At 59.9% G+C, this 17,944-nt stretch carries 18 protein-coding genes; 15 read left to right on the top strand and 3 right to left on the bottom strand.

All coding sequences use genetic code 11. The annotated features are described in order from the left end of the window. The first annotated feature begins 102 nt into the window (after positions 1-102). The gene (gene betA, locus BLQ98_RS10725; protein WP_093733311.1) at positions 103-1,761 is read left to right on the top strand and encodes a choline dehydrogenase; all 1,659 of its coding nucleotides are present in this window, start codon (positions 103-105) and stop codon (positions 1,759-1,761) included. Between the two features lie 110 nt (positions 1,762-1,871). Further along, positions 1,872-2,558 carry a thermonuclease family protein gene (locus tag BLQ98_RS10720; RefSeq protein WP_093733310.1) on the top strand — a complete coding sequence of 229 codons (687 nt, stop codon included), beginning with the start codon at positions 1,872-1,874 and terminating at the stop codon, positions 2,556-2,558. Between the two features lie 4 nt (positions 2,559-2,562). Here the strand turns inward: BLQ98_RS10720 and BLQ98_RS10715 are convergent, their stop codons facing one another. Then, positions 2,563-3,963: a helix-turn-helix domain-containing protein gene (locus tag BLQ98_RS10715; protein ID WP_093733309.1), complete on the bottom strand. Its 1,401-nt coding sequence runs from the start codon at positions 3,961-3,963 to the stop codon at positions 2,563-2,565. Between the two features lie 71 nt (positions 3,964-4,034). Further along, a complete protein-coding gene (locus BLQ98_RS10710) occupies positions 4,035-5,252 on the bottom strand; it encodes a multidrug effflux MFS transporter (protein ID WP_093733308.1) in 1,218 nt (405 codons plus the stop codon). 178 nt (positions 5,253-5,430) lie between these two features. On the opposite strand from BLQ98_RS10710, the gene BLQ98_RS10705 reads away from it, so the two are divergent. The 6 genes from BLQ98_RS10705 to BLQ98_RS10685 all read left to right on the top strand — a co-directional run bounded on the left by BLQ98_RS10705 (position 5,431) and on the right by BLQ98_RS10685 (position 10,846). Continuing rightward, entirely contained in the window at positions 5,431-6,963 is a 1,533-nt protein-coding gene (locus BLQ98_RS10705; protein ID WP_093733307.1) for an acyl-CoA carboxylase subunit beta, read from the top strand. Between the two features lie 66 nt (positions 6,964-7,029). Continuing rightward, positions 7,030-7,488, top strand: coding sequence for a DUF6497 family protein (locus BLQ98_RS10700; protein ID WP_237271964.1), 459 nt, complete (start codon positions 7,030-7,032; stop codon positions 7,486-7,488). A 214-nt stretch (positions 7,489-7,702) separates the two neighbouring features. After that, a complete protein-coding gene (locus BLQ98_RS18275) occupies positions 7,703-7,846 on the top strand; it encodes a hypothetical protein (RefSeq protein ID WP_167354535.1) in 144 nt (47 codons plus the stop codon). 99 nt (positions 7,847-7,945) lie between these two features. Continuing rightward, positions 7,946-8,293, top strand: a complete 348-nt coding sequence (locus BLQ98_RS10695) for a hypothetical protein (RefSeq protein ID WP_093733306.1) — start codon at positions 7,946-7,948, stop codon at positions 8,291-8,293. Positions 8,294-8,477: 184 nt separating this feature from the next. After that, entirely contained in the window at positions 8,478-8,684 is a 207-nt protein-coding gene (locus BLQ98_RS10690) for a hypothetical protein (protein WP_037943771.1), read from the top strand. A gap of 116 nt (positions 8,685-8,800) precedes the next feature. Continuing rightward, positions 8,801-10,846 carry an acetyl-CoA carboxylase biotin carboxylase subunit gene (locus BLQ98_RS10685; protein WP_093733305.1) on the top strand — a complete coding sequence of 682 codons (2,046 nt, stop codon included), beginning with the start codon at positions 8,801-8,803 and terminating at the stop codon, positions 10,844-10,846. A gap of 94 nt (positions 10,847-10,940) precedes the next feature. Here BLQ98_RS10685 and BLQ98_RS10680 read toward each other — a convergent pair whose 3' ends face one another. Continuing rightward, positions 10,941-11,402 (bottom strand): DUF4174 domain-containing protein, encoded by a 462-nt coding sequence (locus BLQ98_RS10680; protein WP_093733304.1) that lies wholly within the window; start codon positions 11,400-11,402, stop codon positions 10,941-10,943. 99 nt (positions 11,403-11,501) lie between these two features. Between BLQ98_RS10680 and BLQ98_RS10675 the strand changes: the two genes are divergently transcribed. The 7 genes from BLQ98_RS10675 (at position 11,502) to BLQ98_RS10645 (ending at position 17,944) form a co-directional block, all read left to right on the top strand. Further along, positions 11,502-12,500 carry a hypothetical protein gene (locus tag BLQ98_RS10675; RefSeq protein WP_244148421.1) on the top strand — a complete coding sequence of 333 codons (999 nt, stop codon included), beginning with the start codon at positions 11,502-11,504 and terminating at the stop codon, positions 12,498-12,500. Further along, positions 12,463-14,592: a methylmalonyl-CoA mutase gene (scpA, locus tag BLQ98_RS10670; RefSeq protein ID WP_093733303.1), complete on the top strand. Its 2,130-nt coding sequence runs from the start codon at positions 12,463-12,465 to the stop codon at positions 14,590-14,592. Before BLQ98_RS10675 ends, scpA begins: the two co-directional genes overlap by 38 nt. 70 nt (positions 14,593-14,662) lie before the next feature. Further along, on the top strand, positions 14,663-15,277 hold the full coding sequence (locus BLQ98_RS10665; RefSeq protein ID WP_093733302.1) for a VOC family protein: 615 nt from the start codon (positions 14,663-14,665) through the stop codon (positions 15,275-15,277). Then, positions 15,274-15,759 carry a GNAT family N-acetyltransferase gene (locus tag BLQ98_RS10660; protein ID WP_093733301.1) on the top strand — a complete coding sequence of 162 codons (486 nt, stop codon included), beginning with the start codon at positions 15,274-15,276 and terminating at the stop codon, positions 15,757-15,759. The genes BLQ98_RS10665 and BLQ98_RS10660 overlap by 4 nt, the downstream gene beginning before the upstream one ends. Before the next feature lie 32 nt (positions 15,760-15,791). Continuing rightward, on the top strand, positions 15,792-16,472 hold the full coding sequence (locus BLQ98_RS10655) for a molecular chaperone DjiA (protein ID WP_167354534.1): 681 nt from the start codon (positions 15,792-15,794) through the stop codon (positions 16,470-16,472). Continuing rightward, a complete protein-coding gene (locus BLQ98_RS10650; protein WP_093733299.1) occupies positions 16,472-17,497 on the top strand; it encodes an endonuclease/exonuclease/phosphatase family protein in 1,026 nt (341 codons plus the stop codon). Before BLQ98_RS10655 ends, BLQ98_RS10650 begins: the two co-directional genes overlap by 1 nt. A 42-nt stretch (positions 17,498-17,539) precedes the next feature. Further along, entirely contained in the window at positions 17,540-17,944 is a 405-nt protein-coding gene (locus tag BLQ98_RS10645; RefSeq protein ID WP_093733298.1) for a hypothetical protein, read from the top strand.

Here is a 17,944-nt window from a genome sequence, read left to right as displayed (position 1 = left end):
TGGGATGCAAGTCATGAGCGCATCAAGGACAAGCCGCGCCAGATGCGCGGCGGCCTAGGGCCGCCTTGACCCGCCCGAGACATACGGAAGAAAGGCGATAAGATGGAAACTGAATTTATTATCGTAGGGGCGGGCAGCGCGGGCTGTGCGATGGCGTATCGTTTGGCGACGGCGGGGCGCAAGGTTCTGGTCATTGAACATGGCGGCAGCGATGCGGGGCCGTTCATCCAGATGCCTGCGGCGCTGTCCTACCCGATGAACATGAAAACCTATGATTGGGGCTTCCAGTCCGAACCCGAACCGCATCTGGATAACCGCCGTCTGGCGACCCCGCGCGGCAAGGTGATCGGTGGATCGTCGTCGATCAATGGCATGGTGTATGTGCGCGGTCATGCGATGGACTATGATCATTGGGCCGAACAGGGCGCCGATGGTTGGGGCTATGCCGATGTGCTGCCCTACTTCAAACGTATGGAAAGCTGGCACGATGGCGGCCACGGGGGCGACCCCGAATGGCGCGGCACAGACGGCCCATTGCATGTCAGCCGTGGCCCGCGTGAAAATCCGCTCTTCAAAGCCTTTGTCGAGGCGGGCAAGCAAGCGGGCTATGAGGCAACCGACGACTATAACGGCGAAAAGCAGGAAGGCTTCGGCCCGATGGAGCAGACGGTCTGGAAAGGCCGCCGCTGGTCCGCGGCCAACGCCTATCTGCGGCCCGCGCAAAAGACCGGCAACGTCGAGCTCGTCCGTGCCTTGGCGCAGCGCATCGTGATTGAAGACGGTCGTGCTGTCGGCGTCGAAGTGCTGCGCAGTGGCAAGACCGAAATTCTGCGTGCCAGCGGCGAGGTCATCATCGCGGCGTCGTCGATCAACTCTCCTAAACTGCTGATGCTGTCGGGCATCGGCCCTGCGGCCCATTTGGCAGAGCACGGCATCGACGTGGTCGCCGACCGCGCGGGCGTCGGGCAAAACCTGCAAGACCACCTTGAACTGTATATCCAGATGGCGGCCAGCCAGCCGATCACGCTTTATAAGCACTGGAACATCTTCTCGAAGGCCGTCATCGGGGCGCAGTGGCTGTTTACTAAAACCGGCATGGGCGCGTCGAACCAGTTCGAAAGCGCGGCCTTCATCCGGTCGAAGGCGGGGATCAAATACCCTGACATCCAGTATCACTTCCTGCCGATTGCCGTACGCTATGACGGGCAGGCCGCCGCCGAAGGGCACGGGTTTCAGGCCCATGTGGGGCCGATGCGGTCGACCTCGCGCGGGTCGATCACGCTGGCCTCGGGCAATCCGGCCGACGCGCCGAAAATCTTTTTCAACTACATGTCGCAAGACAAGGATTGGGAGGAGTTCCGCAATTGTATTCGTCTCACCCGCGAGATCTTTGCGCAGGACGCGTTCAAACCCTTCGTCAAACACGAGATCCAGCCCGGGGCTGACCTGCAAAGCGATGACGAACTTGATGCCTTTATCCGCGAACATGCCGAAAGCGCCTATCACCCCTGTGGCACCTGCCGCATGGGTCGCGCCGATGACCCGCAGGCGGTCGTCGATCCCCAGGGCCGCGTGATCGGGGTAGAGGGGCTGCGCGTCGCCGACAGCTCGATCTTTCCGCGGATCACCAACGGTAACCTCAATGCGCCGTCCATCATGGTTGGCGAGAAAATCTCGGACCATGTGCTGGGGCTTGACCCGTTGGCCGCGTCAAATGACGCGCCTTGGATCCACCCCGATTGGGAAACCTCGCAGCGCTAAGGCAGGCGCTATCGGGCGACAAGGACGACATGACACTGTGGTTAATGAAAATTAACCTACGTTAACATCTCCGGTTGATTAGGGCGCGGAAACGTCCCAATCAGCCGGATATGAAATTAATACTTCAAACACTATTATCCGCGGCTTTTGTGGTCGCAACCATGCAGCCGTCTGCGGCGGTCGAACCGCGTATCACCGGTGTGATCAGGGTGATTGACGGCGATACAATCGCCCTTGGCAAAACCCGCATCCGGCTGTTCGGTATCGACGCCGTCGAGGGGGATCAACCCTGCACCGCTGCGGATGGTACCGTGTTGAACTGCGGCGCTTGGGTGTCGTCCTTGGTCCACCAAAGCTATGACGGGCAACGCGCTGATTGTGTGAGGGTCGATACCGACCGCTATGGTCGGACCGTGGCACGCTGCAAAGCGCTCGGGCAGGATATGGGGCAGGCTCTGGTCGCGGCAGGGTTGGCGTTTTCCTATGCGCGCTACAGCCGTGATTACGTCAAGACCGAAGCGGCGGCCAAACGGGCAGGGCGCGGGGTACACGCTTATGAAACGCAGCGCCCTGATGTCTTTCGCAAGGCGTCGAAAACAGCGACAAAGTCCGCCGCGTCAGCGGGTCCGGGCGGTTGCCAGATCAAAGGCAACGTCAGCAGCAAGGGCACGCGGATATTCCACATGCCGGGTCAGCGCGATTATGACCGCACCGTGATCCGCACCGATAAGGGTGAATATTGGTTCTGCACCGCTGCGCAAGCACGTGCCGCAGGATGGCGGGCGGCAAAGCGGTAAACGGTCAATCCACCTGATAGGGCAGCACGTCGCGCAGGTTCGGATCCACCACCAACTGACGTTCCAGTGGCGGCACCGACCGTTGATGGCAATGTTTGCGCTCGCAGATGCGGCAGGAAATACCGATGGGCTCAAACGCAGAGGCGCGTGTTGTATCCATTCCGTCGGCATAGACCAGCGCGGGCGCGTGGCGGACCTCGCATCCCAGCGAAATCGCATAGCGCCGCACCGGTGCGCCAAACCGCCCCGCCGGTTTCGATATGTCGCGCGCGAGCGAGATATAGCGCACCCCATCCGGCGTCTCGGCAAGCTGGCGCAAAAAACGCCCCGGCGTTTCGAACGCACTGTGCACATTCCATAGGGGGCAAGCTCCGCCAAAACGCGCGAATTGCAGCCGCGTCGCCGAATGGCGTTTGGTGATCGTGCCGGCTTGATCCACGCGCACAAAGAAGAACGGAATGCCCTTTGATCCGGGGCGTTGCAGCGTCGACAGCCGGTGCGCGACCTGTTCGATCGAGGCTCCGAATTGCGTCGCAAGGACCTCAAGATCATGACGGCAGCTTTGAGCGTGCTCCAGAAAGCGGCCATAGGGCATCAATGCGGCCCCGGCAAAATAGTTCGCCAACCCCATCTTCGCGATGTCACGGGCAGCAGGGCTGTTGAAGCGGGCGAAATCCAGTGTCGCTTCAAGCAGGTCGTTCTGCCGCACGAGCGCGACTTGCAACAACATCTGGAAGGTTTGCGTTGCGTGCGAGGCGCGGGCAGAGACATGCAGCACGCCGCTGGCCGGATCATAGCGGCGCAGGGCGTCCGTCTCGTCGAACGCGACCGTGATCCCGGCGGCGGATAGGGCGGCTTTGGTGGTGTCGCGCAGGCTTTGGCCGCTGCCGGTGTCACGGGCGAAATATTCGGCGGCACGGTCCACCGCATCAATGTAGTTGTCGCAATAATGGAAGAAATCGCGCACCTCTTCCCATGGGCTGGGGGACGGGCGGGCATCCTCGCGGCCCAAGGCTTCGTCCAGATAGGCCAGGCGTTCCTGTGTCTGTCGGTGGCTTTGATGCAGCTTGATGAACGCCCGCGCCAGCCCCGGCGCATTAGAAGCCGCCAGCTGCACATCCGCCAACGGCAGCACATCGCCCTCGAACACCGGATCAGACAGGACTTCGCGCATGTCACTGACCAACCGTTCGCTATCCCCACTCGACAGTTCGGTGACATCCAACCCGAACTCGGACGCCAGCGCCAACACGACAGTGGTGCTGACCGGACGGTTATTATTCTCCATCTGGTTCAAGTACGGGAGAGACACGCCAAGCCGCGCGGCGAATTCTTTTTGGGTGTGGGCCAGTTTGGTGCGCAGCTCGCGTAGTTTTGCGCCAGCGTAAAGCTTTTGGATCGCCATCAGGAGGGGGCCTTTGCAAAGTTTGCTGTTATACCAACCGTATCTTTGCAAACTTGCCGCGGCAAGGTTTGTCAGGTGATGCCAAGCGCCCGTTCGCGGCGGATCACGACCAGTATCGACGCCACGCCTGCGACGGCTGTGGCCAGCATGATCCAAAGCAGCGGGTAGGCACCTGTCTCTTCGCTCAGCAGGGCACCGGCCAGAATGCTCAGCCCTGCACCGCCGCCGATCATGATCGCCCCGCCAAGCCCCGATGCCGTGCCCGCCAGATGCGGACGCACCGACAAAAGGCCCGCCGTCGCGTTGGGGATGCACAGCCCGTTGCCAAGCCCGACCAGCGTCATCATCCCAAAGAACGACAGCGGCGAGCCATAGCCCAGCAAGAAGATCAACATAGAGACAGAGCCACCAACAGCATTCGCCAGACATCCCCACAGCACCAGCGTGTTCACACCGACGACCGTTGCTTTGCGGGCCGTGATGAAATTGCCAAGAAAGTAGCCCACGGCGGGCGCCCCGAAATAAAGACCAAGCTCTGCCGGCTCCATGCCGAAGACCACGCTGCCGACAAAGGGCGCACCGCCCAGATAAGCAAAGAATGCGCCCGAGCAGCAGGCTGCGGCCATCGAATACCCCCAGAACCGCGGCGAGCCGAGCAGTTCAGGGTATTCGGCAAATTGTTGGGCCAGTGTGCGGCCCGATGCGACATGGGTTTCGCCAAGATCGAACCATGTAATCGCCAGCACCAGTCCACCGATCCAGAACATCGCCCAGAAGGTTGCCTGCCAGCCAAACGACTGTTCCAGCAACCCGCCCACAGCGGGCGAGATCATCGGCACCAGCGCCATTCCCATCGTGACATAGCCAATCATCGACGCGGCTTTGTCTTGGGCGAACATGTCGCGCACCACGGCACGGCTAAGCACCATCGACACGGCCACGATCGCTTGAACGCATCGGAACGCGAGAAAAACGGCCGTCGTGGGCGCGTAGATGCACCCGACCGTAGCGACCATATATATCACAAGCCCCCACAGCAGCACATTACGCCGCCCCAGATTGTCAGAAACGGGCCCGATAATGACCTGCAATACCGCGCTGCACAGCAGATAAAGCGGGACCGACAGCTGCATGACCGAATAGTCGGCGTCAAAATATTCAGCCATAGCGGGAAGGCTTGGCAAAAACATGTTCATCGCCAACGCGCCAATCCCCGACAAAAGGATTAACGTCGAAATATGCGGGGGAGAGGTTTTATCCAGAAAACGGACGGGGTTATCCTTGGCCATATCGTATAAGTATGCCTGCGGTTGAACCTTGTCTATCCAGAACCATACGGTAACCGAACAATTTGCAATTTTCCAATTAGCAAATAACCAAGTGTATATTATTTGCAAATTTGCAAAAATGAGCTTTGGTTCGCACGGGCCTGACGCTAGCATACCGGAAATCTTATAGAGGTGCGTGATGAAAGATATTCTGGAACAGCTTGAAACCCGCCGCGACGACGCTCGATTGGGCGGCGGGCAAAAGCGTATCGACGCGCAGCACGCCCGTGGCAAGCTGACCGCCCGCGAGCGGATCGACCTGTTGCTTGATGAAGGGTCGTTCGAAGAATTCGATATGTTCGTCACACACCGCTGCACCGATTTCGGGATGGAACAGCAAAAACCCGCAGGCGACGGCGTTGTCACAGGCTGGGGCACCATCAATGGTCGTCTGGTCTATGTGTTCAGTCAGGATTTCACCGTTTTCGGCGGATCGCTGTCGCAGACCCACGCGCAGAAGATTTGTAAAATTCAGGACATGGCGATCCAGAATGGTGCGCCGGTTATCGGTATTAACGATTCCGGTGGTGCGCGTATTCAGGAAGGTGTCGACAGCCTTGCCGGGTATGCCGAAGTGTTCCAGCGCAATATCGAAGCCTCGGGTGTGATCCCGCAGATCAGCGTGATCATGGGGCCGTGCGCGGGCGGGGCGGTCTATTCGCCTGCGATGACCGATTTTATCTTCATGGTCAAAGATACCTCTTACATGTTTGTGACCGGCCCTGATGTGGTGAAAACCGTGACCAACGAACAGGTCACCGCAGAAGAGCTGGGCGGCGCGTCCACGCACACGCGCAAATCCTCTGTCGCGGATGGCGCGTTCGAAAATGACGTCGAAGCACTGGCCGAAGTCCGTCGTCTGGTCGATTTCCTGCCCGCGAATAACCGCGACATGCCACCCGTCCGCCCGTTCTTTGATGAACCTGACCGGATCGAGGCGTCGCTGGATACATTGGTGCCGAGCAACGCCAACACGCCCTATGACATGAAAGAGCTGATCCACAAGCTCGCGGATGAAGGCGACTTTTACGAAATTCAGGAAGACTTCGCCAAGAATATCCTGACCGGCTTTATCCGGATCGAAGGGCGCACTGTGGGCGTCGTCGCGAACCAGCCGATGGTGCTGGCGGGGTGTCTTGATATTGACAGCTCGCGCAAGGCCGCGCGGTTTGTGCGGTTCTGTGATGCCTTCGAGATTCCGATCCTGACGTTGGTCGACGTGCCCGGCTTCCTGCCCGGTACGGGGCAGGAATACGGCGGTGTGATCAAACACGGCGCAAAATTGCTGTTCGCTTACGGCGAGGCAACAGTGCCGATGGTGACGGTTATCACCCGCAAAGCCTATGGCGGGGCCTATGACGTGATGGCGTCCAAGCACCTGCGGTCGGACTTTAACTATGCGTGGCCCACAGCCGAGATCGCTGTGATGGGGGCCAAGGGCGCGACAGAGATCATCCACCGTGCCGATCTGAATGATCCCGAAAAGATCGCCCGCCACACCGCCGATTACGAAGAGCGTTTCGCAAACCCGTTTGTCGCGGCAGAACGCGGCTTTATCGACGAAGTGATCCAGCCACGCATGACCCGCAAGCGGATTGCCCGCGCCTTTGCCTCGCTGCGCAACAAGAAAGCCGCGATGCCTTGGAAGAAGCACAACAACATCCCGCTTTAACGTCGTTTAACGCGCATCCCTCGCGGTGCCCCGACAGGTGCCCCGAGGGGCAGGAGACCTCTTTGCGTGACAGTTCGCCCCGCCCTTTATCAGCTTAGCTGCACGGACCGCCCCCTTCGGGCGTCGGCGGTGACGTGGCTTGCTGCATCGGTGTTGCTTGCCGCGACGTCCGCAGGTGTCGTCGCGGCAAGCGCGGTCGATATGCCGTCGGGGCAAAGCCTGGAACTGCAAGAGGTTCTGGTTGATCAGGTGGCGACCGAAACATGGCTGCGCTTCCGTTTCGTCGCACCCTATATCGCGCGTGATACAGGCGCTGTGGACTTTGCGCAGGTAGGGGCCGATATGACCTATCTGTGCGACGCGCTGGCCATTCCCTATATGGCGCAACACGCGCTGAACGGAGAGGTCATTGTGATCTCTTTGGCTGATCGCGTCACGGAATTCGGGGTATCAGACCCCGAGGCCACACAGTTTTTCGAGGCGTTTCGCCTGAGCAACGACACCTGTATCTGGGAGGGTCTTTGATGCACCCACAACATCTTGCGAGCGCTGCGGTACCAGCGCACCGAACTGCGACTTTGGCGTCACATTTGGGCGGATTGGAAACCACACCGTATCCAACCGCTTTGAACTGCGATAATGTCGCGGCGGGGAATACCGATGTATTGCCCACTTTAAAACCGGGGTCTGATTGGCATGAGGCAGTGCCGGGCCCTTTAAACAGTGACAGGAGACTTAGATGTCCAAGAGCATCACAATGCTGGCCGCATTCGGCCTTATCGCAGCCGTTTCGGCATGCGCACCCAAGCAGCAAGAAGAATATGTCGTGGTCGCACCCGAGCCCATCTCGGTTGAGCCCGTGTACACAGGCAAGTACAAGTAAGACTTGCTGGGGGCAGGCGTCTGCGCCTGTCTCCATTCCCTCTGCGGCAATTAACGCAGGGGTTTCACCGCGCATTTCCCCTGTCGTCTGGGGGGCATCATGCTGAAGCATCGCGGTTTCCCGGGGCGTATGCCCGGTTCAGACTATCAATTCGTCATTCGTCGCGCCAACCCGCGCGGGATCACACCGTTGACCCGTCGCGAACGCCGGTCTGATCGCAAGGCGGCGGACCGTCGCGTTGACACTGCCTTTATGCGCGCGCTCTGGGAAGCCTTTGGCGACCAGCCGTTCGAGAGGGGCAATCTCGATGCCGGCCGTCTGTCGTGGCTGTTTGGCCGCGAAGTGGTTGCGGTCGACGATCCGTTTGATCCTGCCGACTACGAGGCGATGCTGGTCATCAACGAAGCGCTGGCCCGTGCGTCGTTCCCAGACGCGTTCGAGGACTAATGATGCGCGTTGCCCCCATCATTCAGGCTGCTTTTCGCCATGCGCTTTGCGTATTGGGCAAGAGTACGCCCAGTTTGAGGGGGGCGCACGCTCTTTTCCCGACGGCTGTGGAACCTTCTTTGAAATCATGCGTTAAGCAGTATCACATCGCGAATAACGCACGTTCAATAAAAGGTTTATACCCATGTCCATCAAAACAATTCTTCTCGCCGTTACTGCGTCCGCTGGCCTTGCCGCTTGTGGCGACACTCTGGGCGAGCAAGCGCTTGGCGGTGGTGTCGTGGGCGCTGGTGCCGCAGCGGTTACAGGCGGTAGCCTTGCACAAGGTGCAGCCATCGGTGCTGGCGCAAACGTACTGGCCTGCCAGTCCGGCGCAGTACGCTGCCAATAATCTGACATCTGCTGCGGCCACGCGCCGCGGTAGCAGTATTGCTCAAGATTTTGCCCCGCTCAGCCTCGTGCTGATGCGGGGTTTTTCCGTTCACTCAAGACCAAAAGGGACAGTCGATGTTCAATAAGATCCTGATCGCCAACCGCGGCGAGATTGCCTGCCGCGTTATCAAGACCGCCAAGAAGATGGGCATTGAAACCGTCGCTGTCTATTCAGACGCGGATGCGCAGGCGTTGCACGTCCAGATGGCCGACGAGGCGATCCACATCGGCCCTCCCGCTGCGAACCAATCCTATATCGTGATCGACAAGATCATGGAGGCGGTCAAGAAATCGGGCGCTCAGGCTGTGCATCCGGGCTATGGCTTTTTGTCCGAGAACTCCAAGTTTGCCGAAGCGCTTGCCGCTGCGGGAGTCGCCTTTGTCGGCCCGCCCGTCGGCGCGATCGAGAAGATGGGTGACAAGATCACCTCCAAGAAAATCGCTCAAGAGGCGGGCGTTTCCACCGTCCCCGGTTACATGGGCTTGATCGCCGACGCTGACGAAGCGGTGAAGATCTCGAACGAGGTCGGCTATCCGGTGATGCTCAAGGCGTCTGCAGGCGGCGGCGGCAAGGGGATGCGTATCGCGTGGAACGACGAAGAAGCCCGCGAGGGGTTCCAGTCGTCCAAGAACGAGGCCGCCAACAGCTTTGGCGACGACCGTATCTTTATCGAGAAATTCGTCACCCAGCCGCGCCACATCGAGATACAGGTCCTGTGCGACAGCCACGGCAACGGCATCTATCTGGGCGAACGTGAATGTTCGATCCAGCGCCGCAACCAGAAGGTCGTTGAAGAGGCCCCGTCGCCCTTCCTGGACGAAGCCACCCGCAAAGCCATGGGCGAGCAATCCGTCGCCTTGGCGCAGGCCGTGGGCTATACCTCTGCCGGTACGGTCGAATTCATCGTGGACGGCGACAAGAATTTCTACTTCCTTGAAATGAACACACGTCTTCAGGTGGAACACCCCGTGACCGAACTGATTACGGGCGTTGATCTGGTTGAACAGATGATCCGCGTCGCCAATGGTGAAAAGCTGACGATCACCCAAGACGACGTCAAGTTGACCGGCTGGGCCATTGAAAACCGTTTGTATGCCGAAGACCCTTACCGCGGCTTCCTGCCCTCGATCGGACGTCTGACGCGCTACCGTCCTCCGATGGAGATCGCGGCAGGCCCGTTGCTTGAGAACGATAAATGGCAAGGCGACGCGCCAGCGGGCGACATGGCCGTGCGCAATGATACCGGCGTCTATGAAGGCGGCGAGATTTCGATGTATTACGATCCGATGATCGCCAAGCTGTGCACATGGGCACCGACCCGCGCCGAGGCGATTGAACGGATGCGCGTGGCGCTCGACAGCTTTGAGGTCGAAGGCATCGGGCACAATCTGCCGTTCCTGTCCGCCGTGATGGATCACCCGATTTTTGTCGAAGGCAATATGACCACCGCCTTCATCGAAGAGCAGTATCCGGACGGGTTTGACGGGGTAGAGCTGCCCGAAGCAGACCTGCGTCGCATTGCTGCCGCCACAGCAGCCATGCACCGCGTCGGAGAAATCCGCCGGACGCGCGTGTCGGGCCGTATGGATAACCACGAACGCAAGGTCGGCACTGCATGGAATGTTGCGGTGCAAGGCCACTCGTTTGACGTGGATATCCAAGCGGACCCCAAGGGCGCGACCGTTACGTTCGACGACGGTACAGCGCTGCGCGTCGCGGGCGATTGGACGCCGGGCGACCAGCTGGCAGAAATGACCGTCGATGACACGCCACTGGTGTTCAAGGTCGGCAAGATCTCGGGCGGGTTCCGCGTCCGTGCGCGTGGCGCGGATATGAAAGTGCATGTGCGCAGCCCCCGTCAGGCAGAACTCGCGCGTCTGATGCCTGAAAAGCTGCTGCCCGATACATCCAAGCTGCTGCTGTGCCCGATGCCGGGTCTGGTGGTGAAGATCGACGTCGAGGTGGGCGACGAAGTCCAAGAAGGCCAGAACCTGTGCACCATTGAGGCGATGAAGATGGAAAACATCCTGCGCGCCGAGAAAAAGGGCAAGGTGTCCAAGATCAACGGCGCAGCGGGCGACAGCCTTGCTGTGGATGATGTCATCATCGAGTTTGAATAAACACCATGCCAGCCGTTGTGATCATGGGATACGATACGGCGCTGCGGGGGATTCCTGCGCAGCACCGCCCCATATCGTTGCGGCTGGCGTGCCTTCAGTCAAAGATTTTACCTGACTGTTCCTTCGCGTCGCGGATTTCGCGCTGCCGGATGGTCATTTTGTCGATGCTGCGGGTAATCTCGCGCACGTCCCAGGGACGGGGTTTGCGCAACTTGATGTCGCCGTCTTTGCCGACCAGCACCAGCATAAACCCGCGTGGCCGCATCCGCAGCCGTAGCGTGCTACGTGCGGCGGGGTCTGTGTCGGTCAATACGACGACATCACGGCTCACTAGGTCTTCGGGCTGCTCGCGCAAAAGCTCCATCTGGGTCTGGTATGCGGGGTCGTCCTCACTGTCTGCAAAGACCAGAATGGGCCTTTTTTTCCAGTGGAATTCACTCAAATTTTCCATATCGGCGGGCAGGAACAAGTCGGGAACCTGTGGTTCAGAGACCGTTTCCGCCCCCGCCGAGACCGCAAACAATCCTGCAAAAACAAGGGCTATCACTGATTTCATCGTTTCTCCTGTCCGTACAGATATAAGATTGCGCGACGCGATTGCGATGCACAACCCGACATCTGCGCATATTAAGCACTCTGCAACAGGTTTGCAGGCATGACTGTGGCTCACACACTTGGTGGGGCTTTTTGGCTGACCACCTTTCAAGGATTGGGCAAGCAGATCATGGATATCCTTCTTCACGTTGGCGCGCACCGGACCGGCACGACCAGTTTTCAACACTATCTGGCCGATCATTCAGAGGAGATCGCGGCGCGTGGCACCTGCGTCTGGGGGCCGCGCCAGACTCGCGGGGGGCTTTTTACCGGGCTGTTTCCTGCCTCCGGCGGCCTTGGAGCCGACCCCAATCTGGTCAACGGACGCGTTTCGCTGCTGATGGGCAAGGCCCGCGAGCTTGGTGCGGATCAACTGCTGATTTCAGACGAGAACATGATCGGGTCGGCACGTCATTCGGTGCGCAGCGCGCGGCTTTTTCCTGCGATTGGCGAACGTATGGCACGGTTCGGGTCCAGCTTTGGCGGGCGCGTGACGCAGGTGGTGCTGGCGATCCGGCAAACCGATCAGTGGTGGACCTCTGCGGTGGCGTACACGGTAGGGCGCGGGCATCCGGTGCCCGATGCGGATCAGTTCGACCGGATCGCCCATGATCCGCGTGGCTGGCGCGATGTCATCACCGATCTTGCCTGCGCCTTGCCCGAAGCGAAAATCACCGTCGCCCGCTATGACGACTTCGCCGGCCACCCCGACCTGCTGTTTTCGCAACTGACGGGGCGTGCTGCACCTGTCGTAAACGACGGATACTGGCTGAACCGGCGTCCGGACGTGGCTGCCTTGCACGCGCAAATGGACCCCGAAGCGGCAAAGCTGCCCAGCGATGATCTGGGCCACTGGCAACCTTTTACACAAGACCAGACAGCGGTCTTGCGCGAAACCTATGCGGACGATCTGTTCTGGCTTACCGCCGGTGCCGATGGTCTTGCGACCCTGACAGAGAACTCAACCGCCACAAGAGCCAGCACAAGCTGGCCGGAAGGCGACAGAAGAAAAGGACACCACCATGACAGCGGACAAAGAAAACTGGCGCAATCTGGCTGAGGCGGAATTGCGGCGGCGTAGCCTGGATGACCTGACGTGGAACACGCTGGAAGGCATCGATGTCAAACCTCTTTATACGGCCGAAGACACCGAAGGGCTGGATCACCTCGGCGGAATCCCCGGCGAAGCGCCCTTTACCCGTGGCGTCAAAGCGACCATGTACGCCGGTCGTCCCTGGACCATCCGTCAATATGCGGGGTTCTCCACGGCTGAGGAATCGAACGCCTTTTACCGCCGCGCACTCTCGGCAGGGCAGCAAGGTGTCTCGGTTGCATTCGATCTGGCCACCCACCGCGGCTATGACAGTGACCACCCCCGCGTAGAAGGGGACGTGGGCAAGGCGGGCGTTGCGATCGACAGCGTCGAGGACATGAAGATCCTGTTCGACGGCATCCCGCTGGATAAAGTGTCTGTTTCCATGACAATGAACGGCGCGGTGATCCCGATTTTGGCCAGCTTTATCGTCGCGGGCGAAGAACAGGGGCACGATAAATCCGTGCTGTCGGGCACCATTCAGAACGACATTCTGAAGGAATTCATGGTCCGCAACACCTATATCTACCCGCCTGAACCCTCGATGCGGATCATTGGCGACATCATCGAATACACGTCGGACCATATGCCGAAATTCAATTCCATCTCGATCTCGGGCTACCACATGCAAGAGGCGGGCGCGAACCTGGTGCAGGAACTGGCCTTTACCCTTGCCGATGGCCGCGAATATGTGCGCACCGCCATTGCCGCAGGCATGGATGTCGACCGTTTTGCGCCGCGGTTGAGCTTCTTTTTCTGCATCGGCATGAACTTCTTCATGGAGGCGGCAAAGCTGCGCGCGGCGCGCCTGCTGTGGTCGCGGATTATGGATGAATTCAAACCGCAGAACCCCAAATCCTCTATGCTGCGGACCCACTGTCAGACCTCGGGCGTCAGCCTTCAGGAACAAGACCCCTATAACAACGTGGTCCGCACGGCGTATGAAGCTATGAGCGCAGTGCTTGGCGGCACGCAGTCGCTGCACACCAATGCGCTGGACGAGGCGATTGCGCTGCCCACGGATTTCTCGTCGCGCATCGCCCGCAACACGCAGTTGATTTTGCAAGAAGAAACCGGCGTCACCAATGTCGTGGACCCCTTGGCGGGCAGCTACTATGTCGAAAAGCTGACCGCCGATCTGGCAGACGCCGCTTGGAAGCTGATCGAGGAAGTCGAAGAGCTGGGTGGTATGACCAAAGCCGTCGCCTCCGGCATGCCAAAACTGCGCATCGAAGAGGCCGCCGCCACCCGTCAGGCCAAGATCGACCGCGGGACCGAGGTGATCGTCGGCGTGAACAAATACCGCCGCGAGGTCGAGGATGAGATCGACATTCTCGATGTGGATAACGTCAAGGTGCGCGACAGCCAGATCAAGCGTTTGGAAGCGATCCGCGGGTCTCGGGATGAAGCGGCATGTACCGCCGCGCTGGCCGAACTGACCCGTCGTGCCTCCGAGGGCGGAAACCTGTTGGAAGGGGCGGTTGAAGCTGCCCGTGCCCGCGCCACCGTAGGAGAGATCAGCATGGCGATGGAAGAAAAATTCGGGCGTCACCGCGCCGAGGTCAAAACGCTGGCCGGTGTCTATGGCGCAGCCTATGAAGGCGACAGCGGCTTTGCGGAAATTCAGAAATCCGTAGAAGACTTCGCCGAAGCCGAAGGCCGCCGCCCGCGTATGCTGGTGGTAAAAATGGGTCAGGACGGGCACGACCGCGGGGCCAAGGTGATCGCGACGGCCTTTGCCGACATCGGCTTTGACGTAGACGTAGGCCCGCTGTTCCAGACCCCTGCCGAAGCCGCACAGGACGCCGTGGACAATGACGTGCACGTCATCGGTATCTCGTCACAGGCGGCAGGCCATAAAACGCTGGCACCGCAACTGATTAAAGCGCTGAAAGAGGCAGGGGCCGAGGATATTCTGGTGATCTGCGGCGGCGTTATCCCGCAACAGGACTATAAGTTCCTTAAAGATGCGGGGGTTAAGGCGATCTTTGGACCGGGCACCAATATTCCGAATGCGGCGCAGGATATCCTGAAACTAATCCGCGCCGCGCGGGACTGAGCTGGGCGCGAGGGGGCTGTCTGCCCCCTCACACTCCCCCGAGGATTCGAACCATTTGGAAGCATGAAGCATGATTGAACTGGATCACCTTGCAGTCGCAGGCGAAAGCCTTGAGGCAGCATCAGACTATGCCGCGCAGGTGCTAGGGGTCCCGTTGCAATCGGGTGGCGCGCATGCGGTATTTGGGACGCATAACCATCTGTTAGGCCTGTCAGATGCGCTTTATCTAGAGGCGATTGCTGTTGATCCCGATGCGCCACAGCCCGCCTATGCACGGTGGTTTGATCTGGATCGGTTCAACGGGCCGGCGCGTCTGTCCAACTGGATTTGCCGCTGCGATGATCTGGCGGCGGCGCTGGACGCTTTGCCAGAAGGCTATGGCGCGCCGGTACAGTTACAACGCGGTGATTTGAGCTGGCGTATGGCCGTGCCGGAAAACGGTGTCTTGCCCTATGATAATTGCGCCCCTGCTTTGATGCAGTGGGATGGGGATGCACATCCGACCCAACGGCTTGATAACTCGGGCTGTCGGCTGGTGACATTCATGGTGCAGCATCCGCAGGCAGAGGCGTTAGCGGCTGCGTTGGCACCGTTGTTGAAGGATGCGCGGGTCATGTTCGAGGTCGGAACGCCAGGGCTGTTTGCAACCTTTGATACCCCTGCGGGCAGGGGCGTGTTGGCGTGATACTGCGGACGGCGTGCGGTGACGATGGGGCTGCGGTGGCCGCACTTTGGAATAGCATGATCGCCGATACGCTGTTTACCTTTACCACGGACGTTAAAACGGCCGCCGAGGTCGCGGATCTTATCGCTGCGCGTGCAGACCAGTTTTGGGTCGCAGAGGCTGATGGGATCGTTGGGTTTGTGACTTTCGGCCCCTTTCGCTCTGGGCCGGGATACCGCGATGTGGTGGAACATTCGATCGTGCTGGACAGATCCGTGCAGGGCACCGGCGTGGGGCGCGCCCTGATGCAAACCGCTTTTGACGCCGCAGCCGCACAGGGGCGGCGCATCATGGTGGCGGCCATCAGCGGGGCCAATCCCGGTGCTATCGGGTTTCATACCGCACTTGGCTTTGGCCAGGTGGGCAGGATGCCGCGCATCGGGCAGAAGAACGGCCAGCAGCTTGACCTAATTTTGATGCAGAAAATGCTGTCGCCCCGCTGACTTCTCCGGCGCTGCCCCGTATGGTGGGCGTCATGTCTATTTGGTCTCGCATTACCGAAGCTTTGTCAGCGCTCACCGCCGGTGAGGGGCTGTCGGCTGTTTTCGACCGTCTGCGCACCCCGCCTGAACGGTCGGTGGCCTTCACCATTGCCGTGATTGCCCTGGGGGCCAAGATGGCCAAGGCCGACGGGCAGGTGACCCGCGACGAAGTTACCGCCTTTCGCGAAGTGTTCCAGATCGCCGAGGCCGACCAGCAAGGTGCGGCGCGGGTGTTCAATCTGGCGCGTCATGATGTGGCCGGTTTCGAGGATTACGCCGCACGCATTGCGCAGATGTTTGCGGACCAGCCCGAGATGCTGCACGATCTGATCGAAGGGTTGTTCCACATCGCCATGGCCGACGGCATGTACCACCCGAATGAAGACGCGTTCTTGGTGCGGGTGGCGCAGATTTTCGCGATGGATGACAGCGACTTTGCCTCGCTTCGGGCACGGTTTGTGCCCGATACATCGCCTTTGCCCCATGCGGTTTTGGGCATACGGCCCGATGCTTCGCTTGAAGAGGGGCGCGCGGCGTGGCGCAAGCTGGTGCGGGCCAATCATCCTGACGCGCTGGTCGCCCGCGGTCTGCCACAAGAGGCCGTGGCGATGGCCGAAAAGCGCATGATCGACATCAATCGCGCATGGGAGACCTGGTCAGGCAAGGCGCGGTAATGCGGATCGCGACCTATAATGTCGAATGGTTTACCGGTTTGTTCGACGACAATGACCATCTGCTGCTGGATGACGGCTGGTCCGCCCGCCATGATATTACCCGTGCGCAGCAAGCACAGGCTTTGGGCGCTGTGTTTCGTGCCTTGGACGCCGATGCGGTGATGGTGATCGAGGCCCCCGATCAAAGCCGCAAGCGCGGGACGGTGGCTGCGCTGGAACGTTTTGCCACGCATTTCAATCTGCGCACGCGCAAGGCGCTGATCGGCTTTGCCAATGACACGCAGCAGGAAATCGCGCTGTTGTTCGATCCGGACCGGCTGTCGGCCACCCATGCGCCCGGTGGTTCGGTCGGGCAGGGGGACGCGCCGCGGTTTGACGGGACGTTGGCCATTGATCTGGATATCGACGCGCGCGAGGATCACGTGGTCTTCTCTAAGCCGCCGCTTGAGCTGGATATCGTCACCCGTGACGGGTTCGCTTTTCATATGATCGGCGCGCATCTGAAATCCAAAGCACCGCATGGGGCCAAGACGCCGCAAGATGCGCTGCGCATCGGAATCGCAAACCGGCGCAAACAACTGGCGCAGGCGGTCTGGCTGCGCCGCCGCATTGATGCGCGGTTAGACGCGGGAACCCCGTTGATGGTTCTGGGCGATCTGAACGACGGGCCCGGGCTGGACAGTTTCGAGGATCTTTTTGGGCGGTCCTCGGTAGAGATCGTGATGGGGCACAGGCAGGATCGGGCTTTGGTCGACCCACATGCAACCCGTGCGTTGGGGCAGCGGATCGGGGCGATGCCCACGACCTCACGCTTTTGGATCGCGCCCGAGAAACGCTATCTTCAGGCGCTGCTGGATTACATCATGATCAGCCCGTCCCTGACGGCGTACCACCCCCAGTGGCGCATCTGGCACCCGATGGACGATCCGGAATGCTGGGCCGATGCAGGTTTGCGCGATGCCTTGATCACGGCGTCGGATCACTTTCCAGTGACGATTGATCTGGACCTGACGAAGCCCGCTTAATCCCGCTTTCCTCGTGTCTGGAAATAGGGCAGTGTCTTAGGCATGAGACAGTTTCTTTTGACCACCACTCTGATTTGTCTGTCCGGTTTCGCGCTGGCACAGGAGAGCGACGACGATACCTCCGGCTTTTCGTTAATGGAACGCGGGGCCAGAAATTTCTTTGACGGCATGAAAAAAGAGATGGCCCCCGCGCTGGACGGGCTCAGCGATTGGGGCCGCAAGGCCAGCCCCGCATTGCGCAATTTCGTGTCCGAGATGGGGCCCGCGCTCACCGATTTGTTGGATGAGGTCGAGGATTGGAGTGTCTATGAGCCGCCTCAAAAGATGCCCAACGGCGATATCGTGATCCGTCGCAAGCCAGACCCCGCGCCCGAAGCCGAGACCCCAGAAGATACACCGCCTCCGCCCGCGATCTATCTGGACGAAGTGCCACAGATTGACCTTTGA

This window comes from Sulfitobacter litoralis (assembly GCF_900103185.1).
GTDB classification, from domain to species: Bacteria; Pseudomonadota; Alphaproteobacteria; order Rhodobacterales; family Rhodobacteraceae; genus Sulfitobacter; species Sulfitobacter litoralis.
This window is presented reverse-complemented; position numbering and strand designations above follow the sequence as displayed.